General features: G+C 72.0%; 22 protein-coding genes. 8 read left to right on the top strand and 14 right to left on the bottom strand.

Going from position 1 to position 21,444, the window contains the following annotated elements; translation table 11 throughout:
• The 4 genes from CR162_RS17960 to gltX all read left to right on the top strand — a co-directional run.
• The coding region (locus CR162_RS17960; protein ID WP_367604146.1) for a DMT family transporter at positions 1-944 on the top strand (944 nt) is incomplete at its 5' end.
• A gap of 3 nt (positions 945-947) precedes the next feature.
• On the top strand, positions 948-2,309 hold the full coding sequence (locus CR162_RS17955) for a nitrilase-related carbon-nitrogen hydrolase (RefSeq protein WP_099096908.1): 1,362 nt from the start codon (positions 948-950) through the stop codon (positions 2,307-2,309).
• 15 nt (positions 2,310-2,324) lie between these two features.
• Entirely contained in the window at positions 2,325-2,735 is a 411-nt protein-coding gene (locus CR162_RS17950) for a hypothetical protein (protein WP_099096907.1), read from the top strand.
• Entirely contained in the window at positions 2,732-4,078 is a 1,347-nt protein-coding gene (gene gltX, locus CR162_RS17945) for a glutamate--tRNA ligase (protein WP_099096906.1), read from the top strand. Before CR162_RS17950 ends, gltX begins: the two co-directional genes overlap by 4 nt.
• Positions 4,079-4,123: 45 nt before the next feature.
• Here the strand turns inward: gltX and CR162_RS17940 are convergent, their stop codons facing one another.
• From CR162_RS17940 to CR162_RS17900, 9 genes are all read right to left on the bottom strand, one after another.
• On the bottom strand, positions 4,124-5,290 hold the full coding sequence (locus CR162_RS17940; RefSeq protein ID WP_099096905.1) for an OprO/OprP family phosphate-selective porin: 1,167 nt from the start codon (positions 5,288-5,290) through the stop codon (positions 4,124-4,126).
• A 57-nt stretch (positions 5,291-5,347) separates the two neighbouring features.
• Entirely contained in the window at positions 5,348-6,739 is a 1,392-nt protein-coding gene (locus CR162_RS17935; protein ID WP_099096904.1) for a hypothetical protein, read from the bottom strand.
• A gap of 8 nt (positions 6,740-6,747) precedes the next feature.
• Positions 6,748-7,200, bottom strand: coding sequence for a molybdenum cofactor biosynthesis protein MoaE (locus CR162_RS17930; RefSeq protein WP_099096903.1), 453 nt, complete (start codon positions 7,198-7,200; stop codon positions 6,748-6,750).
• A 4-nt stretch (positions 7,201-7,204) separates the two neighbouring features.
• Positions 7,205-7,462: a molybdopterin converting factor subunit 1 gene (moaD, locus tag CR162_RS17925; RefSeq protein WP_456316222.1), complete on the bottom strand. Its 258-nt coding sequence runs from the start codon at positions 7,460-7,462 to the stop codon at positions 7,205-7,207.
• A complete protein-coding gene (locus CR162_RS17920; protein ID WP_099096902.1) occupies positions 7,462-8,055 on the bottom strand; it encodes a hypothetical protein in 594 nt (197 codons plus the stop codon). Before CR162_RS17920 ends, moaD begins: the two co-directional genes overlap by 1 nt.
• A gap of 114 nt (positions 8,056-8,169) precedes the next feature.
• Positions 8,170-8,787 (bottom strand): CDP-diacylglycerol--glycerol-3-phosphate 3-phosphatidyltransferase, encoded by a 618-nt coding sequence (gene pgsA / locus CR162_RS17915; RefSeq protein ID WP_099096901.1) that lies wholly within the window; start codon positions 8,785-8,787, stop codon positions 8,170-8,172.
• Between the two features lie 19 nt (positions 8,788-8,806).
• Positions 8,807-10,891, bottom strand: coding sequence for an excinuclease ABC subunit UvrC (gene uvrC, locus CR162_RS17910; protein WP_245870475.1), 2,085 nt, complete (start codon positions 10,889-10,891; stop codon positions 8,807-8,809).
• Between the two features lie 803 nt (positions 10,892-11,694).
• Positions 11,695-12,090 (bottom strand): dihydroneopterin aldolase, encoded by a 396-nt coding sequence (locus tag CR162_RS17905; RefSeq protein ID WP_245870474.1) that lies wholly within the window; start codon positions 12,088-12,090, stop codon positions 11,695-11,697.
• Entirely contained in the window at positions 12,087-12,860 is a 774-nt protein-coding gene (locus CR162_RS17900; RefSeq protein ID WP_099096910.1) for an SDR family oxidoreductase, read from the bottom strand. Before CR162_RS17900 ends, CR162_RS17905 begins: the two co-directional genes overlap by 4 nt.
• A 141-nt stretch (positions 12,861-13,001) precedes the next feature.
• On the opposite strand from CR162_RS17900, the gene CR162_RS17895 reads away from it, so the two are divergent.
• Both CR162_RS17895 and CR162_RS17890 read left to right on the top strand, forming a co-directional pair.
• A complete protein-coding gene (locus CR162_RS17895) occupies positions 13,002-13,211 on the top strand; it encodes a DUF1289 domain-containing protein (protein WP_099096898.1) in 210 nt (69 codons plus the stop codon).
• A 90-nt stretch (positions 13,212-13,301) separates the two neighbouring features.
• Entirely contained in the window at positions 13,302-15,053 is a 1,752-nt protein-coding gene (locus CR162_RS17890; RefSeq protein WP_099096897.1) for a hypothetical protein, read from the top strand.
• A gap of 12 nt (positions 15,054-15,065) precedes the next feature.
• Here CR162_RS17890 and CR162_RS17885 read toward each other — a convergent pair whose 3' ends face one another.
• Both CR162_RS17885 and CR162_RS17880 read right to left on the bottom strand, forming a co-directional pair.
• Positions 15,066-15,860: an ABC transporter ATP-binding protein gene (locus CR162_RS17885; RefSeq protein WP_099096896.1), complete on the bottom strand. Its 795-nt coding sequence runs from the start codon at positions 15,858-15,860 to the stop codon at positions 15,066-15,068.
• Positions 15,861-15,877: 17 nt separating this feature from the next.
• Positions 15,878-16,651 (bottom strand): ABC transporter permease, encoded by a 774-nt coding sequence (locus CR162_RS17880; RefSeq protein ID WP_099096895.1) that lies wholly within the window; start codon positions 16,649-16,651, stop codon positions 15,878-15,880.
• A gap of 207 nt (positions 16,652-16,858) precedes the next feature.
• Between CR162_RS17880 and CR162_RS17875 the strand changes: the two genes are divergently transcribed.
• Positions 16,859-18,097: a hypothetical protein gene (locus CR162_RS17875; RefSeq protein ID WP_099096894.1), complete on the top strand. Its 1,239-nt coding sequence runs from the start codon at positions 16,859-16,861 to the stop codon at positions 18,095-18,097.
• A gap of 55 nt (positions 18,098-18,152) precedes the next feature.
• Here the strand turns inward: CR162_RS17875 and CR162_RS17870 are convergent, their stop codons facing one another.
• Together CR162_RS17870 and CR162_RS17865 are read right to left on the bottom strand one after the other, a co-directional pair.
• Positions 18,153-19,103, bottom strand: coding sequence for an ABC transporter substrate-binding protein (locus tag CR162_RS17870; RefSeq protein ID WP_099096893.1), 951 nt, complete (start codon positions 19,101-19,103; stop codon positions 18,153-18,155).
• 77 nt (positions 19,104-19,180) lie between these two features.
• Positions 19,181-19,870 (bottom strand): ABC transporter permease, encoded by a 690-nt coding sequence (locus tag CR162_RS17865; protein WP_099096892.1) that lies wholly within the window; start codon positions 19,868-19,870, stop codon positions 19,181-19,183.
• A gap of 191 nt (positions 19,871-20,061) precedes the next feature.
• On the opposite strand from CR162_RS17865, the gene CR162_RS17860 reads away from it, so the two are divergent.
• Positions 20,062-20,571: a DUF4347 domain-containing protein gene (locus CR162_RS17860; protein ID WP_099096891.1), complete on the top strand. Its 510-nt coding sequence runs from the start codon at positions 20,062-20,064 to the stop codon at positions 20,569-20,571.
• 78 nt (positions 20,572-20,649) lie between these two features.
• On the opposite strand, the gene CR162_RS17855 is transcribed toward CR162_RS17860, so the two are convergent.
• Positions 20,650-21,042 (bottom strand): PRC-barrel domain-containing protein, encoded by a 393-nt coding sequence (locus tag CR162_RS17855; protein ID WP_099096890.1) that lies wholly within the window; start codon positions 21,040-21,042, stop codon positions 20,650-20,652.
• Positions 21,043-21,444: the final 402 nt, after the last annotated feature.

The following is a 21,444-nucleotide window of genomic DNA, read 5'->3' as shown; positions in this document are numbered from 1 at the left end:
GGGTCGGGCGCATGTCCGCCGAATCCGCCCTCGGGCCCGCCGCCGCGCCCCGCCCCGCCAGCCGGGAGCGGGCGATCGGCCTGCTCTGCGCCTTTGCCGTCGTGCTGGTGTGGAGCGGCTTCGCCCTGTCCGGACGGCTTTCCGCCCGGCAGGCCTTCACGCCCTGGGATGTGGGCGCGCTGCGCTATGCGGGGTCGCTGCTGGCGGGGCTGGCGCTGGTGGCCCGCTTCGGCTGGCCGCGGCTGCCCTGGAACCGCTGCCTGGGGCTGATGGCGGGCGCGGCCTTCGGCTTTCCGCTCGCCGCCTATTGGGGCTTCAGCTACGCTCCCGCCGCGCATGGCGGCGTCATCATGACGGGGCTGCTGCCCTTCGCCACGGCGCTGCTGGCGGCGCTGTTCCTGGGGGAGGCCTTCTCGCGCGCGCGCGCCCTGTCGCTCGGCGTTGTGGCGCTGGGCATCGGGCTGCTGGCCTCGGACACCTTCGGCAGCTATCCCGGCGTCTGGCGGGGCGACCTGATCTTCCTGCTCGGCTGCTTCTCCTGGGCGGCCTTCACCGTGCTGATCCGCCGCTGGGGCGTCTCGGCCATCACCGCCACCACCGTGCTCGCCCTCTACCCGCCGCTGCTCTACCTGCCGCTCTGGTGGCTGGCCCTGCCCTCCAACATGGCGGCGGCGGCACCGGGGGCGGTCGCCTTCCAATTCGTCTACCAGGGCTTCGTGGCCGTCGTGGTGGCGGGCTTCCTGTTCACCCGCGCCGTGGTGGCGCTGGGCGGCGGGCTGACCACCACCATCACCGCCGTGACGCCCGCGCTCTCCGCCCTGGCCGCCTGGCCGCTGCTGGGGGAGCCGCTGGGCCTGGCGGGGATGGCGGGGGTGGCGATGGTCTCGGCCGGCATGGCGCTGGGCGTGCTGGGCGCGGGCCCGGGCGCCCCGGGGCGGCGCTGAGCCATGGCGCGCGCGCTGCGCATCGCCCTCGTGCCGGGATGCCCCCGGCTGGGAGCTGTCGGGAGCAATGCCGATGCCCTGCTCGCCGCCCGCGCCGAGGCCGGGCGCGCGGGCGCTTCCCTGCTGCTGGCGCCGCTCGCCTCGCTGAGCGGCGCCCCCGCCGCCGCCCTGGCGCGCTACCCCGACTTCCGGGCCGCCTGCGAGGCGGCGCTGGCGCGCCTCGCCGCCGCCACGGCCGATGGCGGGCCGGGACTGGCGGTCGGGCTGCCCTGGCAGGAAGGCATGGCTCTCTATGAGGGGGTGGCGCTGCTCGATGCCGGACGCGTGGTGGCGCGCCGCGCCCGCCATGTCGTTCCGGCGGAGGAGGGGGCGGTGTTCGCGGCCGGCCCCTCGCCAGGGCCGGTGGCCTTCCGCGGCCTGCGCCTCGGCCTGATGGCGGGCACCGACCTTGACGACCCGGCCGTGCCGGAAACCCTCGCCGAGACGGGGGCGGAGATCCTCGTTCCCCTGTCCGCCATCCCCTTCCGCCGCCAGCCCGCCGACCGCGCCATCGACCGCGCCGTGCCGCGCGTGGTGGAGAGCAGCCTGCCGCTGCTGGCGCTGAACCTGCGGGCGGCGCAGGGCGCGGAGACCTGGCCGGGCGGCGGCTTCGCGCTCAACGCCGACTGCTCCCTGGCCGCGCGCCATCCGGAGGGCGCGCCTGGCCTCTGGCTTACCGACTGGGAGGAGGGAGCGGAGGGCTGGCGCTGCGCCCCTCAGCCCTTGCCGCCGCCCGAGGCCGAGCCGGCGCGGCTGTGGCGGGCGCTGGCCTCCGCCGTGGCCGGGGCGGTGGCGCATGGCGGCTTCTCCGGCGTGCTGGTCGATCCGGCGCAGGGCGAGGGGGCTGAACTGTGCGCCGCCCTGGCCGCGCCGCTGCCGGTCTGGCGGGCCGGGGCGGGCGAGGCCGCCGGCCATGCCCGCGAGGCCGCGCTCTGGGCCGAGGCGGAAGCGCGCGGCGCCCTGCTGCTGAACGCTGCCGACAAGACCGCCCTGGCCCTGGGCGAGGGCCACCGCGCCGGCCACTTCGCGCCGCTGCGCGACCTGTTCCGGAGCGAACTGGGCGCGCTGGCCGCCGAGCACGACCTGCCCGCCCCACCCGCCGACGCTGCCACCGACGCCCTGTTGCGCGCGCTGCTGGAGGAGCACAAGGGTGTGGACGCGCTCGCCGCCGGCGGATACGACCCGCACCGGGCGCTGGATCTCTGGCGCCGTCTGGCCGCGGCGGCCGCCTCCCGCCGCCGCGCGCCGGAGGGGCCCCGCCTCAGCCGCCAGGGCTTCGGCCACGACCCTGTCGGCCATGGCTTCGCCCCTTCCACCACAGGATGAACGAGCCCGACCTGCATGAGCGGCGATTTCGACGACACCATCTTCGCGCCGAAGGGCGGCTTCAGCGTGGTGATCCGCGACCTTTCCGGCGGCAATGGCGCCGAGCCGGTGGAGATCATCCGCAACTTCCCGACCCTGGTGCAGGCCAACGGCTTCGCCCGGCGCTATGTGCGCGACAGCATCGATCGCTGCCGCGCCCCCGGCCTGACGCCGGACGAGGTGCTGGCCGCCTGGTTCGCCTTCGGCGAGGACGCCGAGGTGACGGGCGCCGAGGAACAGGGCTGGACCAGCGGCGCCGAGATCCGCGACTTCGCCGCCACGCCGAGCCGCGACCCGGAGGAGCGCAACTGGCGCGTCCTCGACCCGCGCCGGCTCGAGGATGACGACGACGAAGATGGCACCGGCGGGGAAGGGGACGAGGCATGAGGCTGCGCTTTGCCCCGAGCCCGACCGGTTACCTGCATGTCGGCAATGCGCGCGTCGCGGTCGCCAACTGGCTGCTGGCCCGGCGCCATGGCGGCCGCTTCATCCTGCGCTTCGACGACACGGACACCGAGCGCAGCAAGCCGGAATACGCCGCCGGCATCGAGGAGGACCTGCGCTGGCTGGGCCTCGACTGGGATGAGAGCTTCCGCCAGTCGGACCGGCTGGAGCGCTACGAGGCCGCCGCCGAGAAACTGAAGAAAAGCGGCCACTTGTATCCCTGCCTTGAGAGCGAGGAGGAGCTTCGCTTCAAGCGCGAGCAGCGCCAGAAGCAGGGCCGCCCGCCGGTCTATGACCGCGCCGCGCTGAAGATGACGGCCGAGCAGCTCCAGCGCGCGCTGGACAACGGCAAGAAGCCCTATTGGCGCTTCAAGCTCGCCACCCGCACGGTGGAATGGCAGGACGGGGTGCTGGGCCGCCGCCAGGTGAAGCTGCCGCCAGTCTCGGACCCGGTGCTGATCCGCGCCGACGGCTCCTTCCTCTACACCTTCACCTCCGTGGTGGACGACCTGGAGACCGGCATCACCGACATCGTCCGCGGCGAGGACCATGTCACCAACACCGGCGTGCAGATCGACATCCTGGAGGCGCTGGGCGGGCGCCCGCAGGGCCGCGCGGGGGCCATCCGCTTCGCCCACCTGCCGCTGCTGACCGATGCCGATGGCGGGCCGCTCTCCAAGCGGCTGAACTCCATGGGGCTGCGGCAATTGCGGCGGGACGGCATCGAGCCGGCGGCGCTGGTGGGCTATCTGGCGGCGCTCGGCTCCTCGCAGGACCCGGTGGCGGCGGCGCCGGCGGCCATCGCGCCCGGCTTCGCGCTGTCCAACCTGTCGCGCAGCACGGCGCGCTTCGACCCGACCCAGCTCCTGGCGCTGAACCGCCGCTACCTGCACGGGCTCGACTTCGCCGCTGTGAGGGACCGCCTGCCGGAGGGCGCCGACGAGGCCTTCTGGCTCGCCATCCGCGGCAATCTCGACCTGCTGGGCGAGGCGCGGGACTGGTGGGAGGTGGCGCGCGGCGAGATCGGGTGCGAGGCCCAGCCGGAGGAGGCGGGCTTCCTCGCCGCCGCGCTGGAGGCCCTGCCGGCCGAGCCCTGGGGCGAGGAAAGCTGGAGCGCCTGGACCCGCGCGCTCGGCGCCGCCACGGGGCGCAAGGGCAAGGCGCTGTTCCTGCCGCTGCGCCGCGCGCTGACGGGCGCCGAGCACGGGCCGGAGCTGAGGCTGTTCCTGCCGGTGATCGGGCGGGAGCGGGCGGTGCGGCGCATCAGGCAGGCGGCCGGGCTGTAGCCGGCAAGGCGGGGGAAGGCGGCGCCTTCCCCGAAGCCCGGGATTTCAGAGCGAGAAGCTGAGCCGGACGCCGACCGCCTGGAAGCGGCGGTTCTCCTCGTCCTGGCGCAGGGTGCCGTTCTGGTAGTTGAGCATCACGGCCAGGGTGTCGGTCGGGTACCAGTTGAGGCCGGCGGTCCAGATGCGCTGGGCGCCGCCGCGCAGCTCCGGGCCGTCGCGGAGGTCGGCGGCGCTGTAGCGGCCCGCCACCTCCCAGGCACCCCACCACGCGCCCTCCTCGGGCTTCGGGCGCTTCCATGTGCCGGTTTCGGGGTCGTGCCGGCGCGGCTGGCCCAGCAGCGTGTAGGCGCCGGCCAGATACCAGCCTTGGAGCTCCCGCCCGCCGCTTTCCTCCGTGTCGATGCTGAAGCGCTGGTATTCCGCCTGGGCGTAGAAGCGCCCGAAGCCCAGCGAAAGCTCCGGCCCGGCGGCCCAGACGTCGCCGGAGCGGATGCTGTCCGTGTCGAGCAACTGGCGGCCGCTCAGGCGCAGCTCGGGATAATCGGAAAAGTCAATGGCTTGTGGATCGGTCTTGTCGCCGGGGCGGAACTGGTAGGCGGCATTCGCGCCAAGCTGAACCACCAGCCCTTCCGGCGCGGGCAGCAGCCCCGTCACGCGCCCGGCCAGGCCGCGCTGACCCCAGCTGTTGGGCTTTGAGGCGATGCCGCCCGTGGCGTAGAAGGAGGCGGTCCAGCGCGCGCCATTGGCCTCCAGCCCGATGGCGAGGCGCGTGTCGCCCGTGGCCAGCCCCGAGGCGAGGTTGGACACGGTGGCGGATTCCATGAACAGCAGGTCGCGCGAGCTGGCGGCCTCCTCCAGCATGTGGCGCGGCTCGTAGGCGCCGATGCGCAGCCGGCCGAAGCCGAGGCCCGAATAGCCCAGCCAGGCCTCGTAGAGGTCGTTGTGGTCGTTCGGGCTGCCGCCGAAATCCCAGGCGAGGCCCAGGGAGAAATCCTCGCCCATCTCGGCCTCGAAGCCGAGATAGCCGCGCCGCAGGCTGGCGCCGGGGCGGAAGCCGTCCGGCCGGTTCTGGCCGGAATAGCTGCCCGCATCGGCATCGAACTGCACGGTGGGCGTCAGCCGCACGGCGCCGCCGGCCAGGGAAAGCTCCGTCTCCGCCTGCGCGGCGGCGGGCAGGGCGAGCAGGAGGGCGGACAGCAGGAAAGCGCGCATGGGTGTTCCGGCAGGTGTTGGCGCCCCGTGAACAGGGCCCGGCCCGCGCGGTTTCCCTCAGGCTGAAGGTCGGGCTCTGGCTGTGTCCGGAATGCCACGCCCCGGCAGGGCCAGAAGCAGGACGCCGAAGGGCATCAGCCAGGCGATGCGCGCCTGGTAGCGGTGATGCGGCTTGGAAAGTGCGCCCGTGGCCAGGGCATTGCCCGAGACACCCACCAGCAGCGCCAGCACGAAGGCCAGCCGCAGCCGCCGCTCCGCTTCCGGCAGCGTGCCGGGGCGGGCAAGCCGGCGCCACGCCGCCAGCAGCCCCAGCGCGCCCAGCACCAGCACCGGCCCATGCGGCCACAGGAAGGGCGCGGCCAGGGCGGGCAGCCGGTCCCGCGCCTGGGCGGCGGCATCGTGCGCCCCCAGCTCGGCGGGGGGGAAAGCCTGCGCCAGGCGCGGGCGCACGGCATCGCCCAGCGCCTGCCGGCTCAGCGTGTCGCCCACGCCGGCCATGAGGAGCTGCGTGGCGGCGTTGCCCAGCCCGGCCCTGATGACGGCGAAGGGCTCGCGCCGCAGCGTCTCGCCGATGATGGCGCGCGCCTCCTCCGCCAGCATCATGCCGCCGAGGAAGCGGGAGCGGCCCTGGGCGTCGCGGTTCACCGGGCTGTCCGGGTGCCAGAGGAACACGTCGCTGTCCTCCGGCAGCCGCCCGGCCCAGCCGCAGAGATACCAGCCCGAGGCGGGGCAGCGCGCGGCGATGGTGCGCGCCGCCGGCCCGTCGCCGATCAGGCGGGCCAGCAGGAAGGTGGCACCGTAAGGGGAAAGGGAGGCCCGCCCGTGCCCCACGGCATTGGTGCCGAGCAGCAGCAGCACCGCCAGCAGCAGCGGCGCCGCCACCTGCAGCACGGGCCACAGCGCCCGGGCATAAAGGGCTACCAGCACCAGCAGCGCGAGGGCCAGCGGCAGGTGCGACAGGTGGGCTGCGATGCACAGGCCAGCCAGCACCGACAGATAGAGCGCCTCGCCGCGCGACAGGCGGCCCGGCGGCGCGAAGCCCAGCAGGAACAGCGCCAGCACCACCACGGGGGCGAGGACATCCGGCATCAGCAGCGCCGCCACCCAGGGCAGGGCGGTGAGCGCCGCCAGCGACGCCGCCAGCAGCAGATGCGCCGCCGGCGTGGCCGTGCCGCGCAGCACGCGCTGGGTGAGCCAGAGCAGGTGGGACAGGACAAGCCCCTGCGCCAGCAGCGGCGCCCAGAGCGTCCGCTCCCAATGGAACAGGTGCAGCAGCGGGCCGTAGATCCAGGGCTTGTCCCAGATCATCAGCGGCTCGACCGTCTGCGCCAGGAAGGCGCCGGTGTCGCTGAACAGCAGCGGATAGCGGTTCAGGAAGGCGGGCCAGACGAGCAGCGGCACCGCCGCCAGCAGGGCGAGGAGCCGTGGCGGCCAGGCCGCGCCCCGCAAGGAGTGCCTCAGCCCTTCCGCCAGCGGCCGGCGGCGGCGTCGTCGCTGGCCTTGGCCTCCACCCAGCGCTCCCGCCCGTCGCTGAACTCCTCCCGCTTCCAGAAGGGGGCGCCGGTCTTGAGCCAGTCGATCAGGAAGGCGCAGGCTTCCAGCGCGGCGGTGCGGTGGGCGCTGGCGGCCAGCACCAGCACGATCGGCTCGCCCGGCGTGATGCGCCCCACACGGTGGATGATGGTGCAGCCGGTGAGCGGCCAGCGCGCCTCCGCCTCGGCGGCGATGCCGGCCAGGGCGCGCTCCGTCATGCCAGGGTAATGTTCCAGCACCAGGGCGGCGATGCCGTCATCGGCGCGGCAAAGCCCGGTGAAGGCGGCGATGCCGCCCACATCCGCCCGGCCCGCCGCCAGCGCCGCCTGCTCGGCCCCGGCATCGAACGGCGCTTCCTGCACGCGAATGGTGGCCATGGCCTCAGCCGCCCGTCACGGGCGGAAAGAAGGCCACCTCGTCATTCGGGCGCACGGGGTGGTCAGGCGGGCAGAACTCCTGGTTCACCGCGGCGCGGACCTGTCCCGGCTGCGCGAAGGCGGCGGCATGGCCGGGGCTCCGCGCCGCAAGCCAGCGCATCAGCCCGGCCACGTCCGTCACCTCGGCCGGCGGCTCCAGCGTTTCCGCGCCATGCCCCACCTTCTGCCGCACCCAGGCGAAATAGAGGATCTGCATGGCCATCAGCGCGGCGTCGGCACCTGCCGGACCGATCCGTCTTGGCCCAGCAGCGTGGTGGTGGCGCCCTGCGGGACGGCGATGCCGGAGCCGCCGCCGGGCGAGTTGTAGGTGCTGTAGCCCGCCCCTTCGGTCGCGGTGACGACCGGCCCAGAGGGGGTGGGGATGACGCGCCCGGCGCGGCGTGGCGGCGGCGCCGGATCGGCCGGCGGGGGCGGGGCCTGGAACTCGGCGCGGTTGTCGCGCGGCAGGATGGTGCCGGGGGCCAGCAGGTCGGGCGCCGTGCCGCTGCCGCGCGGGATGGGGCGGTTCGGCGGCGGCTCGGAGGGGCGGGTCAGGATGTCGGGCGTGCCGAGGGTGGGGCGGGCGGTGGTGTCCTCATCCGCCGGCCAGACATTGCCGGGCACCGGCATCAGCGGCTCGGCCGTGGTGGGCATGCCGAGGATGCGCTGGGTCGTCAGGCTGTCCGCCGGCACGGTGATCTGCTCGCCGGTGAAGGAGGAGGCGCAGGCGCCGAGCCCCAGCAGCAGGGCCAGCCCCGCCGGACGCGCCCAGCCGCTTGCCCTGCCGGGAATCCTGCCACGTGAAAGCTGGGCCATGCGCCACTCCTGAGACTGCGTTGCGCGAAACATGCTGTCATCCTGCCCCCGGCTCAAGGGCGGGGCTGCCATTCGGGGCCACGGATCAGGGGCCGCCCCTCAGGTCCCCCCCTCTCAGGGGCGGGACAGTTCCTTGGGCGCCGGGCTGCCGCGGGCGCTGTCCTGCTTCTCCGCGTGGCGCAGGCCGGCGCGGAGATAGTCCCACCCCGTCAGCAGCGTCAGCGCGGCGGCCAGCCACAGCAGCAGCTCGCCCAGCGCGCCGATCGGCAGCGCGCCGAGGCCGAGCGCCGCGGCGCCACGGTCGCCCGCCAGCAACACGCCGAGCGCCGTCATCTGCACGCCGGTCTTCCACTTGGCCAGCCGCGTCACCGGCAGGCCGACGGCGAGGCCCGCCAGGTATTCGCGCAGGCCGGAGACCAGGATCTCGCGCAGCATGATGACGATGGCCGGCAGCAGCCCGAGCAGCGAAAGCCGCCCGAGCCCGGCCAGCAGCATCAGCGCCGCGGCCACCAGGAGCTTGTCCGCGATCGGGTCCAGCATGCGGCCGAAGGCGGAGATGAGCTGGCGCTCGCGGGCGATCTTGCCGTCGAAGTAGTCGGTGATGGCGGCGGCGGAGAACAGCGCGCAGGCCGCCACGTCGCCCCAGGGCGTCTGCAGCGCCGCCAGCAGCACCAGCAGCGGCACCGCCGCGATGCGGGCGAGGGTCAACAGGTTCGGCAGGTCGGTCGGCACTGTGTCTTCTTCCCGAGCTTCATCCGGCGGGGCGCCCCGGCGGCTTGCCCGGGATGTGCTTTCCCAAATTCGCCCCGGTCGCGCCAGGGTGGAAATGCTCATGGATGCGCGCCGCCATGGACGGGCCCACGCCTGGGCAGTTGCGCAGATCCTCAAGCCCCGCCTGCCGCACCCCCCGCGCCGAGCCGAAATGGTTCAGCAGCCGCCGCTTGATGGCGCTGCCGACGCCGGGGATCTCGTCCAGCTCGCTGCGGGTGATCGCCTTGGAGCGGCCGGCCCGGTGGGTGGTGATGGCGAAGCGGTGCGCCTCGTCGCGCAGCCTTTGCAGATAATACAGCACCGGGTCGCGCGGTGGCAGCTGAAAGGGAGCGCGGCCCGCGCTGTGGAACCATTCGCGGCCCGCGTCGCGGTCGGGGCCCTTGGCCACGGCCACCATGGGCAGGTCCTCCAGCCCCAGCTCCGCCATCACCTCGCGCGCCGCCGAAAGCTGGCCGGCGCCACCGTCGATCAGCACGAGATCGGGCCAGCCCTCGCCCTGGCGCTCCGGGTCCTCCTTCAGGGCGCGGCCGAAGCGGCGCTCGAACACCTCGCGCATCATGGCGAAGTCGTCGCCGCCGCCGCTGGCCACGCGGCTGCCGCCGCCGCGCCGGGAGGGAGGGGCGGGGCGGGTCGCCGCCAGGCCGCCCGGCACCTCGGCGGCCACCGCCTCCGGAATCAGCGGCGCCTCCGCCACTTCCGGCGCGGGGGTGTCCGGCGGGGCGGCTGATGGGGCGCCGTGGCGCAGGGCCATGGCGCCGGGCAGAGTGGCGCCGCCCTGGATGGAATACTTCCGGTAGGCGTTCTTCATGAAGCCTTCCGGCCCCGCCACCACCATCACGCCATAGGCATGGCTGCCCTGGATGTGGCTGTTGTCATAGACCTCGATGCGGCGCGGCGTCTCGGGCAGGTCGAACAGGGTGGCCACCCCTTCCAGCAGCGCGGCCTGGGCGGTGCCCTCGGCCAGGCGGCGCTCCAGCGCCTCGCGGGCATTGGTCGCGGCATGGTCGATCGCCACGCGCTTCTCGCCGCGCTGCGGGGCGTGCAGCTCCACCTTCCGCCCCGCCTTCAGCGCCAGCGCCTCGGCGATCAGCCCGGCATCCGGCAGGGGGTGGGACAGCAGCACCAGGGGCGGCGGCGGCAGGTCGTCATAGAGTTGGGTGAGGAAGGCGGAGAGCACCTCCTCCGGCGCCGCGTCGTCCTTCAGGTGGGAGGGGAAGAAGGAGCGGTTGCCGTTGTTCCGCCCGCCGCGGAAAAAGAACACCTGCACACAGCTCTGCCCGGCAATCTGGTGCAGCGCCACAACGTCGGCATCGCCGACGCCTTCCAGGTTGATGGCGTTCTGCCCCTGCACATGGGTGAGCCCGCGGATGCGGTCGCGGATCGCGGCGGCGCGCTCGAACTCCAGCGCCTCGGCGGCCTGCTCCATCTCGGCGGCCAGCCGCTTCTGGATGGAGGGCGTCTCGCCGGAGAGGAAGCGCTTGGCATCCCTCACCAGCGCCGCATACTCCTCCGTGCCGACGCGGCCGACGCAGGGGGCGGAGCAGCGCTTGATCTGGTGCAGCAGGCAGGGCCGGTCGCGGCTCTCGAACACCGTGTCGCGGCAGGAGCGGAGGAGGAACACCTTCTCCAGCGCGGTGATGGTCTGGTTCACCGCCCAGGCGCTGGCGAAGGGGCCCCAGTAGCTGGCGCCCTTGCGCTTCTCGCCCCGGTGCTTGCCGATCTGCGGGTAGGGGTGATCCTCGGTCAGCACCAGCCAGGGATAGGACTTGTCGTCCCGCAGCACGATGTTGAAGCGCGGCCGCAGCCGCTTGATCAGGTTGGCCTCCAGCAGCAGTGCCTCGGCCTCGCTGCCGGTGGTGATGATCTCCATCCGCCGCGTGGCGTGCACCATGCGGCGCAGCCGCTCCGGCAGGCGCGCGATCTGGGTGTAGGCCACCACGCGCTTCTTCAGGCTGCGCGCCTTGCCGACATACAGGGCGTCGCCCTTGGCATCGAGCATCCGGTAGACGCCGGGGGAGAGTGGCATGGTCAGAAGCGCCGCCTCGATCACCGCCACGCCCTCCATGACCGGCCCCTCGGCCACGGTGCCCGCCGCGCCAGGGCCGGGTTCGCCGGCGCCGGTCTCGGCAGGACCGGACTCGCGGGGGACAGCCTCGCGGGGCTCGGGCAGACGGGGTTTTGGCTCTTCCGGGCCGGGGTTCTGCATGGGGCGGATCAACCATGTCGGGCAGGCCCGCTCAAGGGTGGGCTTGGGAGCGACTTGCCCACAGAAGCTGTGGAAAACCTTGTGGATGAACAGGGGGTGAATGCAGGGAAATGGCTGTCATCTGCGCTTCACACGGCGATGCCTAGAGTTTGGGCAAAAAGCCAAGTGATTGTTTTAAAACAATATATATGAAAATCAGCAGCTTCCGAGCCGTCAAGAGGAAGAATGTCATTGACGCGACGCGGCAAAGCGACAGGAGCTTCAGGCGGTGGATGAAATCGTCCGGGACTCAAGGAAGAAAATCACGGAATCGTGAGAAATTCCTGATGTGTTCCTTTTCTGCTTTTGTGGAGACACGGGAACTTGTCCACTGAAGCGATGGACAAGCCTGTGGATCTTGCCGCTTCCCGCGATGGGAAACTTTGGTGCGACACGCATTTCCGCGAACTGCCTGAGAAGCGGGCAAAGCACTTCGCGGAACGGCAATGTGAAAACCATGCCTTTCCGGCATGGCGGTCATGCCCAAGGCTGCCTCCCGCCCTGGCATGCGCTTCCCCCGGGATCGAGGGGCTGGAAAACAGGGGCAAGGCCTGCTCTCCTTCACCTCTGGAGCCCGTTCCCGCCCTGGCGAACCACGAACTGCCCAGCTTCTGGGCATGCGGTCAGCTGCGCCGCCGCTCCACCGTCACGCCCACCCCCTCCACGTCGGGGATGATGTCCGGCTTCTCCACGGTGACCCGCACGGTCTGGACGCGGCCATCCGCCTCCAGCACCGCGCAGGCGATGCGTTCGGCCAGGGTTTCGGCGAGGCGTGTGTGGCCGTCCAGTGCCAGCGTCCGCGCGATGTTGGCCATCGCCTCGTAGTCCACCACCCGCTCCAACAGGTCCTCGCCCACGCCCGCGGGCGCAGCATCGTCGGTGACGAGCAGCTCGAGGTCGATCAGCACGCGCTGCGGCGCCGCTTCCTCTTGCGGATAGATGCCGAGGCGCGCCGCCACGCCAAGCCGGCGGATGAAGACGCGCCGCAGGACGGGCACGCCATGCAAGGCGGGGCTCATGCGGCGCTCCCCTCGCCGCGACGGGGCGACCATTGCAGGTGCTGGCCGCCATCGAGCGCGATCATCTGCCCCGTCATGGCGGGCAGGGAAAGGATGGCGAGCGCGGCGCGCGCCACCTCTTCCGGGCTGGTGCCGCGGCCGAGAGGCGTGCTGGCGCATTGCGCGGCGAAGTGCTCGGGTGTCTGGCGCGGGCTCGGGATGGCCGGGCCGGGGCCGATGCCGTTCACCCGGATGCGCGGCGCCAGGGCCAGCGCCAGGCTCTGCGTCAGTGCCCACAGCCCCGCCTTGGAGACGCTGTAGCTGATGAAGTGCGGGGTGAGGGACCAGACGCGCTGGTCCAGCATGTTCAGCACCAGCCCTTCCGCCTCCTCCGGCAAGGCCCTGGCGAAGGCCTGGGCCAGCACGAAGGGCGCGCGCAGGTTGGGCTCCACATGACGGTCCCAGCTTTCCCGCGTGGCGTCGTGCCATTCATCGCGCTCGAAGGCGGCGGCGTTGTTCACCAGCACCCCCACCGGGCCCAGCGCCGCGGTCGCGGCGGGCAGCAGGGCGGCCACCTCGGCCTCCCTGTCCAGCGCGGCCCGGAGCGGCAGGGCGCGGCGGCCCAGGGCGCGGATCTCCGCCGCCGTGGCCTCCGCCGCCTCGGCGCTGCCGCCGTAATGCAGGGCGATGTCGAAGCCGGCGCCCGCCAGCGCCAGCGCGATCGCCCGGCCCAGCCGCCTGGCGCCGCCGGTCACCAGCGCGACGCGGGGGATGGTGTCTGGAATATGCATGGCGGCAGAGATGGCAAGCCGGCGCGCCAGCGTCCAGCGTCTCCGCCCCGGCGTGGCAAGGGTCCAGGCCTTCCGGAAGAAGGTCTGGTATGCGGCCGGGGCGGGGATGCGGCGGCGCCGGGAGCGTCCCATCTCCGGGCCATGGAACGCCCCTGCATCAAGGTCTGCGAGTTCGACGACGACACCGGCTGGTGCCTCGGCTGCGGCATGACCAAGCCCGAGCGCAAGGTCTGGAAGCGCGTGCCCGGCTACCGCGAGGCCATTCTGGAGAACCTCCCCGCCCGCCTCGCGGCGCTGTCCGCCGAGGGACACACAGTGGGGGAGGCCGCGCGTCGCAGGAAGAAAGGGTGACGCCATCGGGCGGGGATTGCCTCGTGGCGGCCTTCCTCAATATAACGAACACGAAACATAAATTGCCGATCCGGTGCCGGAGATGCCGCCATGGACCTCAACATTCTTGTGCGGGGCCAGTCCAATGCGCAGGTTTTGGCTTCCGCGGGCGGCTATGCGGGCGCGAAGGCTTTGGTGGCCGAGGTGCAGCGCCTGCTGGGCTTCGACGGGCAGCAGGATCGCGTGAACCTCGTCTACGGGCAGGAGAAATCCGGCCCCGCCACCGTCCAGGGTGGCACCGGCCTGATCCGTGACTGGCTGGAAGCCGTTCCGGGTGGCTGGAAGGTCGGGCGGGAGGAGCAGGACCTCCTGGACTTCGTCGGCGCCCTGCCCGCCAGCCGCCGTGACGATCCCACCGCGGTGGTCTGGCTGCACAGCGAGTATGATTCGCTGCGCTCGGATCTCAGCGAGGCACTCTGGATCAGCGCGGTGCGCTTCGAGGCCAGCCAGCTCCGCGCCGCCTTCGGGCAGTCCGCCGCAACCGTCCCCTACCACTTCGTCAGCCCCCATCCCACTCCGATAGCGGGCGACCTCGGCCCTCAGGTGATCCGGCGGGCCATGGAAACGCTGGCGGCCGATCCTTCCTTTAATGCCCATCTCGGCGCCCGGGCGCTGGACGTGGACGCCGATTTCGACAATCCGGACGGCAACGGCCTGACCCGGGAATACGGTGGCCGCCACCTTTCCGCCACCGACGCGGTGACGATCGCGCACCGCCTCGCCCTTTCCATCGCGGAGGACTGGGCGGCATATGCGCGGCCCGGCTCGCCCGTGGCGGTGGCGGGAGGGGACATCGCCAGCCTCGGCCCTGTGGTGGTGGCGGTGCACCGCATCGGCCCCGCCTCACTGGCCGTCGATGTCCGGCACGACCGGGCGGGTGGCTTCCTGCCGCTGGGCGCGGAGGCCGCCGCCGGGCGGGGCTGGCTCGCGCAGATGGCGGACGGCTCCTCCGCGCCGGCTATCCATGCGCGCGCGCTCGACGCCGATACGCTGCGGCTCGACTTCAGCGACGTGCTGAGCGATGCCGGCGGCACGCTGCACTATGGCTGGGGCTATGGCCGGCTCGCCGCGGCCGGGGCGCCCGGACGGAACAACGCGATCTATGACGACCAGGGCCTGCCGCTCTGGACCTCCGCCTGGGGCACCGGCTTCGGCGGCGCCAGCCCGGTGCCGCTGCTGCCCGACACGCGGGCGCTGGAATACATCGCCTCCCATGCGGACCTGATGGACGCCTTCGGGGCGGATGCGCTGCGTGGCAAGGTGCATCAGGCTGGCTGGGGCGGGGCGCAGAACCGTGCCATCACCTTCGACGGGCTGAACTACCTCGGCTCGCAGCCCGACCTCTTCGCCGTCCTTGGCCCCGATGCGGGCGCCGCGGCGCGGCACTGGATCACCGATGGGCGCTTCGAGGGGCGGACGATCTGGTTCGACGCGCTGGCCTACACCGCGTCACACGACGATCTGGCGCAGGGCTTCGGCCTCGACCGTGTGGCGGCGGTGCGCCACTGGGCCGAGCATGGCCGTTTCGAGGGGCGTGTGATTGCCTTCCAGGGACTGGACTACATCGCCACCCATGCCGACCTGATCGACAGCTTCGGCGCCGATGCCGCCGCCGGCGCGCGGCACTGGATCGCCCATGGCAGGTCCGAGGGCCGCGCGCGCGACGGCTTCGATGCCGCCCGCTACCTGGAGAACTACGCCGACCTGCGCATGGCCTTCGGCGACGACCTGCAAGCCGCGGCCGAGCACTTCATCGTTCATGGCCGGCATGAAGGCCGCAGCGACGCCTCCCCCTGGGGTTGAGGCGCCCGCCCCTCAGGCCAGCGCCGCCTTGCGCACCTCCTCGCGGATCTCGGCCATCAGCCGGGCCTTCAGCGTGGCGAATTCCGGGCTGGTCTTCACCGTCCAGTCGCGCGGATAGGGCAGGGGCACCGGCACCTCCGCCTTCACCCGGCCCGGCCGCGCCGACATCACCAGCACCCGGTTGGCCAGGAACACCGCCTCGTCGATGTCGTGGGTGACGAACAGCACCGTCTTGCGGGTGTCCGGCGTGTCCGAGCCCCAGACCTCGAGCAGCAGCTCCTGCATCAGCTCGCGCGTCTGGTGGTCGAGCGCGCCGAAGGGCTCGTCGAGCAGCAGGATCTCCGGGTCGTTGGCGAGCGCGCGGGCAAGCGCGGTGCGCTGCTGCATGCCGCCCGAGAGCTGGCGCGGCCAGTGGTTCTCGAAGCCGCGCAGACCGGTGCGCGCGATGAACTTCTCCGAGATCGCGCGCACCTGGCCTTCCGGCAGCCCGCGCTCCCGCAGCCCGAAGCCGATGTTCTGCGCCACCGTCAGCCAGGGGAACAGGGTGTAGGACTGGAACACCATGCCCCGGTCCGGCCCCGGCCGCGTCACCTGCCGCCCGTTCAGCGTCACGCCGCCGGCCGTCGGGCGGTCGAGCCCCGCGACGATGCGCAGCAGGGTGGACTTGCCGCAGCCCGAGGGGCCGAGGATCGAGACGAACTCGCCCGGCGCCACGTCGAGGTCGGTGGGCTGCAGCGCCAGCGTCGGCGCGGCGCGGCCCTGGCCGGGAAAGGTGCGGGTCAGGCCGCGGATGCTCAGGCCGCGCACGGCTCCGGTGCCCCCGCTCACAGCGAGGCCCACCGGAACAGGCGGCGGTTGAGCGCCTTGAACAGCAGGTCGGTGACCAGCCCGATCAGCCCGATGACGACGATGCCGAAGATCATCTGGCCCGTGTCGAGCAGGCGCTGGCTGTCCATGATCATGTGTCCGATGCCGCTTTGCGCGCCGATCAGCTCGGCGACGATGACGTAGGTCCAGGCCCAGCCGAGCACGAGGCGCAGCGCCTCCATCACCTGCGGCGCGGCGGCGGGGATGATGACGCGCCGCAGGATGCCGCCCTGCCGCGCGCCCAGCGTGTAGGCCGCCTCCACGAGGTCGATCCGCGTCGCGCCGGCGATGACGGCGACCATGATGACGATCTGGAACACGCTGCCCAGGATGATGACCGAGAGCTTCTGCGCCTCGCCCACCCCTGCCCAAAGGATCAGCAGCGGGATGAAGGCCGAGGCGGGCAGGTAGCGGGCGAAGGAGATGAAGGGCTCGAAGAACGCCTCCACCGGCTTGTAGGCGCCCATCATCAGCCCGAGCGGCACGGCCATCAGCGCCGCCACCAGGAAGCCGCCCAGCACGCGCCAGACGGTCATGCCGATATCGCCCAGGAAGTTGTATTCGGTGAAAAGGGACCAGCCGGCGGCCAGCGCCTGCCCCGGCGAGGCGAGGAAGAGCGGCTGCACGAAGCCGCCCAGCGTCACCAGCGCCCAGAGCCCGATGAACAGGGCGAAGAAGCCGATTCCCAGCAGGAGCCGGGCGGTGGCGGATACGGGTTTCAAAGGTTCCAAGGGGCCTCGCTCATCGGCGCAATCCAGCGGTGGCTCCTTGGTATGCAATCGCCCGGCCAGCGGCAATGGCCGCAATGGCCAAGTTTAGGGCGTGACATTCAAGGCACAGAATGGCAGATATGTGTCACATAAATAAATTGCATGAAGATACCGGGCGCAATCTAAGGTAGTGAAATCGGGCACGCAACCATCGGTAGTCTTTCGCCCATGCTCTCCCGTCATCTCTCTGCCCTGCTGCTCGCCTCGACCGCGCTGTACGCCTTTGTGGCGTCCGGCACCGCGCAGGCCGCGGACAACTTCAACCTCGACCTGAACGTGGGCGGCCAGAGCTACAGCCGCAGCTACAGCACGCTGAACGACCTGCTGAGCGTGCTGGACCCGGGCGGCATCCAGGCCATCGCGCCGAACTACCGGCCCGGCGTTCCGGTCAGCGCCGTGGTGAACCTCCGCGGCGTTCCCGCCCAGGTGTCCACCACGCCGGGCAGCAGCGCCCTCCGCCTCGTGGTTCCCGGCGCGGGCGTGGAGCGCGTCTTCGACGCCGGCACCCTGGCGGCCTCGCGCCGCGAGCTGGAGAGCTACGCCAAGGGCGACACCCCCGGCGCGACCGAGGAGCTGCAGCGCATCGCCAAGACCGTCGTCGCCACCACCACGGCCGATCCGGTCGCGGGCAACCCCGGCTCGCTGCTCGGCCAGTCCGTGATGGCGGACTATGCCGCCGCCACGCGCCTGCCGGGCGACCTCGGCGACATGACGCCGCGCGCCGCCGGCTGGCACTTCGGGGCTGGCGTCAACTTCAACAGCCAGAGCACGCGCGACTTCGACACCAATGTCTACCAGCTGCCGCTGACCGCCTCCTACGCCTTCCGCCAGGACGGGCCGGAGGTGTTCTTCAACCTGCCGCTCAGCATCACCGAGACGGGCGGCGCGGTGTCCTACATCGGCTCCGGCTCGCTCGGCGTGCGGCTGCCGGTGGTGACGGCGCCCGAGCTGCGCTGGGCGGTGACGCCGGCGCTGCGCTGGGGCGCGGCCGGCTCCGAGGAGATCGGCGCCGTCGGCATGGTGTGGGGCGGCTCGGTCACCAGCGACCTGCGCTTCGGCCTGCCCGGCCAGCTGACGCTCGGCATCGCCAACGGCGTCGGCTACTACATGACCCGGCCGCTGAAGGTGGGCGAGTACGACGTGAAGTACGACCTCAGCAACCCGTACTTCCGCAACGGCGTGTCGCTGAACAAGCCGGTGGGCGAGGTTTCGGGCCGCCCCGTCACGCTGGGCGCCTCCTTCGTCGACACCCGCATGACGGGCAGCGACCTGGCGGTTTCCCACTGGCAGGAATATGGCGTGACGGCCACGGTGGGCCGCGTCATGCCGGTGCAGCTCAGCGCCACCTACATCGATGGCGAGCGGGGCTATGAGGGCTTCCGCTTCGGCCTGAGCATGGCGTTCTGAACCGCGGGGCCGGGGAGGGTCCTTCCTCCCCGGCCTTCGCCGACCCGCCCGGCCCTCAGCCGAGGAAGTCGGTGTTCAGCAGCTTGCCGAGGTCGGGGGAGCGGCGCACCACGCCCGCCTCCTTCTGCACCTCGAGCGCCTTGTCCATGAACTGCGGCAGGCCATCGGCCACATAGGCGCGGTTCCTCGCGGCGTCCTGCCACTCGATGAACTGCGCGCTGGCCTTGAACGCCTCGGCGCTCTGGTTCACCCGCTTGCCCATGATCTCGTAGGACTTGTCCGGCTCGCGCGCGATCATCGCCAGCGCGTCGTACCAGCCCTTCACCACGCGCTTCACCGCCTCGCCGTTCTGGGCGATGAAGTCCGGCGTGAAGGCCAGCGTGTCCACCACGCAGGGGTGCTGGATGGTGGTGGCCAGGATGCGGCCCTTGTCCTCGCCCATCGCCCGCACCTGGGAGAGATAGGGCTCGTAGGTGGAGCAGCCGTCGAACTGCCCGGCCACGAAGGCCTGCGCGGCCGGCTGCGGCGCCAGGGTGGCGGTCTGCACGTCGCGGATGGTCATGCCGTTCTCGCGCAGCATGTAGGCCAGCACGAAATAGGGCGTGGTGCCCGGGCCATCGACGGCGATGGTCTTGCCCTTCAGCCCCGCCCAGCCGCCGATCGAGGGCCGCACGGCGATGCCGTCGCCGCCCTTGGAGCGGTCCAGCACCAGCACCTGCACCAGCGGCATGGTGCTGCCCCACAGGATCATGGTGTCCACCGTCGTCACCACGCAGTTCAGCGCGCCGGCGGCCAGCGCCAGGTTGCGCTCGCGCTGCGGCACGAAGCGGGTCTCCACCTCGACGCCCTGGGCCTTGAACAGGCCCGCTTGCTCGGCCAGCGTCAGCGGCGCGAAGCCGGTCCAGCCGGACATGCCGATGGTGATCTTCGGAAAGGACTGCGCCCGCAGGACGGACGGCATGGCGAGCGCGCCGGCGGCGGCTCCCAGGAACAGGCGGCGTTGCATCGAATCTCTCCTCACGGCCTGGCGGCCTTCCCCCGATGCGCGAGGGTAGCCCCGCCGCCGGGCGGGGGGGGAAGGGTTCAGCGCCGCCGCTCCAGCACAAGCGTGGCCGCGCTGACGCCGAGGCAGATCAGCAGCAGGATGCCGCCCAGGGCGAGCGCCAGGGGCAGGTCGCCCTTCTGCGTCTCCAGCGCGATGGCGGTGGTCATGGTGCGGGTCTCGCCGCGGATGTTGCCGCCCACCACCAGGATTGCCCCCACCTCGGCGATGGCGCGCCCGAAGGCCGCGAGGAACACGGTGGCGAGCGCCGGCCGCGCCATCCGCGCCAGTTCCACGCCGCAGAGCAGCGGGCCCGCGCCGTCGACGCGCAGCGGGTCGCGCACCTCTTCCCAGAGCGGCGCCAGGATGCGGTGGGACAGCGCCACCACGATGGGCAGCGCCAGGATGGTCTGCGCCATCACCATGCCTTCCGGACGGAACAGCCAGCCAAGCGGCCCGAGCGGTCCGCTGCGCGAGAGCAGCAGGTAGCAGAACAGCCCCACCACCACAGGCGGCAGGCCGAGCGCCGCATTGGCCAGCACCAGCGCCACCCCGCGCGCGCGGAAGCGGCCGATGGTGAGCAGGGCCGCCAGCGGCAGCCCCAGCAGGAAGGCCAGCAGCGCCGCGCTGCCCGAGACGCGCAGCGAAAGCCCGACGATGCGCGCCAGCTCCGGATCGGCCCCGCCGATCAGCCGCAGCGCCAGCAGGGAGGCATCGGCCAGTTCGTTCATGGGGCGGGGGAGGGCATGATGTGGTGGGAATGCCGGCTGCCGGGCATGGCGGCAAGCCCACCGGCGGCACCGCCTGCCGCCATTTGCCAGGAAAGGCGGAAGGCGGTGCGGGGCGAATGCCGCGTTCCGTCAACGAATCCTTAGGCGGTGCCGCTCCATGCTGCGCCAAGCGATCCTGAGGAACCCCGCCCATGCAGCAGAATGCCGCAAGCCCCCGCCACCTCCTTGTGCTCGACCCGCGCCAGCCCGGCTGGGGCACGCAACTGGCCCTGGCGGCGGATGACGTGTCCGTTCTGGTGCTGGACACGGCGCGGGACGGCCTTGCGCAGGCGGCCGAGGTGGCCGCGGAGCTGGCGCCGCTGGAAAGCATCCGCCTCGCGGGCCCGGGCGGCGCGGGGTGGGTTGTTCTCGGCACCATCGCGCTGGAGCCCGAGATGGTGGAGGAACGGGGCTGGGTGCTGGCGGCGCTGGGCGCGGCGCTGTGCCCCGAGGGGCAGCTGGAACTGCCTGGTCCGGCCGGGATGGGCGCCATTGGCGGGCGGCTGGTGGCCGCGCTGGGGCGTGCCACGGGACGGGACGTGGCGGCGGCCGGCCACCTCGCCGGTCGGAAGCCGGCCGCCGGGACGGCACTATCGCATAGCCCCGCCTGGACCTGCGCGTTTACGGCCCCGGCCATGGCCGGGACGGCCAGCCCGGGCTGAAGGCCAGCACAGCCGCCGCCGCCAAGCGAAATGCCCGCCAAAAGGCGGGCATTCCTGTCGGCCGGGACGTGTCGAGGATCAGTCCTCGTACTTGAAGCCCTGCATCGCCTTCACCTGGTCACGCGTCATCGAGAGCGTCAGGCGGTCGCGGTTGTTGGCGGCGGGGGTGAGCTGGGAAACCGGCACGGCCACGTATTTGTCGGTGAAGCCCAGGCGGGACTCGACCTCGATCACCGCCAGCACGACCTGGTGCTGCGCGTTGAGGATCAGGTCCTCCACCTCGCCGATCTCCACATCGTCCGAGCTGTAGACGTCGCGGTCCATGAGCGCCTTGGCACGGGTCTGGCCGGATTCCATGCGGGTCTGCGCGGCGGCCGGCGCCGAGCCGGTGTTCTGCGCCTGTGCGGGAAGGATGACGCCGCCCAGCAGGAGGGCCGTGGCGGCACTGGCGAGCAGGATCTTCCGCGTCATTCTGCGTTCCTTCTTATGGAAGTGGAGACGCCCCGATAACGCGCCCCGCGCCCGCCGGGTTGATGAAGTATCCGCCGCAGAAACGAAGCGGTGCCAGGGCTGGCCGCGGCTTCCATGCCCATCCGGAGCGAGGCTGCCCGCGTGGCGGAGCAGCCCCGGCCGCGGTGAAGGGCGCGGGTGGCGTCAGTGTAGGCGCACATAGATCAGGAGACTCCGCCTGATCTAACTCCTTGATGCTTGCCTTCCCTTCCGAGGATTTCCAGAGACTTGCCCGATCAAATGCAGAGACTCGGAGCTGCCAGAAATTAATTGCAGAGACCGGTAAAAGATCATTCGAATTCCGGGGACTAATGGTGTGCGGCCGCCAAGTCCTTGAATGCGGAGCTAGTCGCGTTGCCCGGT

Origin of the sequence: Teichococcus rhizosphaerae (genome assembly GCF_002631185.1) — a bacterium.
Classification (GTDB): Bacteria; Pseudomonadota; Alphaproteobacteria; order Acetobacterales; family Acetobacteraceae; genus Pseudoroseomonas; species Pseudoroseomonas rhizosphaerae.
This window is presented reverse-complemented; position numbering and strand designations above follow the sequence as displayed.

Coding starts and splice junctions, on each gene's coding strand:
- CR162_RS17955 (WP_099096908.1), top strand. CDS start 948: ATGGCGCGCGCGCTGCGCATCGCCCTCGTGCCGGGATGCCCCCGGCTG.
- CR162_RS17950 (WP_099096907.1), top strand. CDS start 2,325: ATGAGCGGCGATTTCGACGACACCATCTTCGCGCCGAAGGGCGGCTTC.
- gltX (WP_099096906.1), top strand. CDS start 2,732: ATGAGGCTGCGCTTTGCCCCGAGCCCGACCGGTTACCTGCATGTCGGC.
- CR162_RS17940 (WP_099096905.1), bottom strand. CDS start 5,290: ATGCGCGCTTTCCTGCTGTCCGCCCTCCTGCTCGCCCTGCCCGCCGCC.
- CR162_RS17930 (WP_099096903.1), bottom strand. CDS start 7,200: ATGGCCACCATTCGCGTGCAGGAAGCGCCGTTCGATGCCGGGGCCGAG.
- moaD (WP_456316222.1), bottom strand. CDS start 7,462: ATGGCCATGCAGATCCTCTATTTCGCCTGGGTGCGGCAGAAGGTGGGG.
- CR162_RS17920 (WP_099096902.1), bottom strand. CDS start 8,055: ATGGCCCAGCTTTCACGTGGCAGGATTCCCGGCAGGGCAAGCGGCTGG.
- uvrC (WP_245870475.1), bottom strand. CDS start 10,891: ATGGAGGGCGTGGCGGTGATCGAGGCGGCGCTTCTGACCATGCCACTC.
- CR162_RS17905 (WP_245870474.1), bottom strand. CDS start 12,090: ATGAGCCCCGCCTTGCATGGCGTGCCCGTCCTGCGGCGCGTCTTCATC.
- CR162_RS17900 (WP_099096910.1), bottom strand. CDS start 12,860: ATGCATATTCCAGACACCATCCCCCGCGTCGCGCTGGTGACCGGCGGC.
- CR162_RS17895 (WP_099096898.1), top strand. CDS start 13,002: ATGGAACGCCCCTGCATCAAGGTCTGCGAGTTCGACGACGACACCGGC.
- CR162_RS17890 (WP_099096897.1), top strand. CDS start 13,302: ATGGACCTCAACATTCTTGTGCGGGGCCAGTCCAATGCGCAGGTTTTG.
- CR162_RS17875 (WP_099096894.1), top strand. CDS start 16,859: ATGCTCTCCCGTCATCTCTCTGCCCTGCTGCTCGCCTCGACCGCGCTG.
- CR162_RS17870 (WP_099096893.1), bottom strand. CDS start 19,103: ATGCAACGCCGCCTGTTCCTGGGAGCCGCCGCCGGCGCGCTCGCCATG.
- CR162_RS17865 (WP_099096892.1), bottom strand. CDS start 19,870: ATGAACGAACTGGCCGATGCCTCCCTGCTGGCGCTGCGGCTGATCGGC.
- CR162_RS17860 (WP_099096891.1), top strand. CDS start 20,062: ATGCAGCAGAATGCCGCAAGCCCCCGCCACCTCCTTGTGCTCGACCCG.
- CR162_RS17855 (WP_099096890.1), bottom strand. CDS start 21,042: ATGACGCGGAAGATCCTGCTCGCCAGTGCCGCCACGGCCCTCCTGCTG.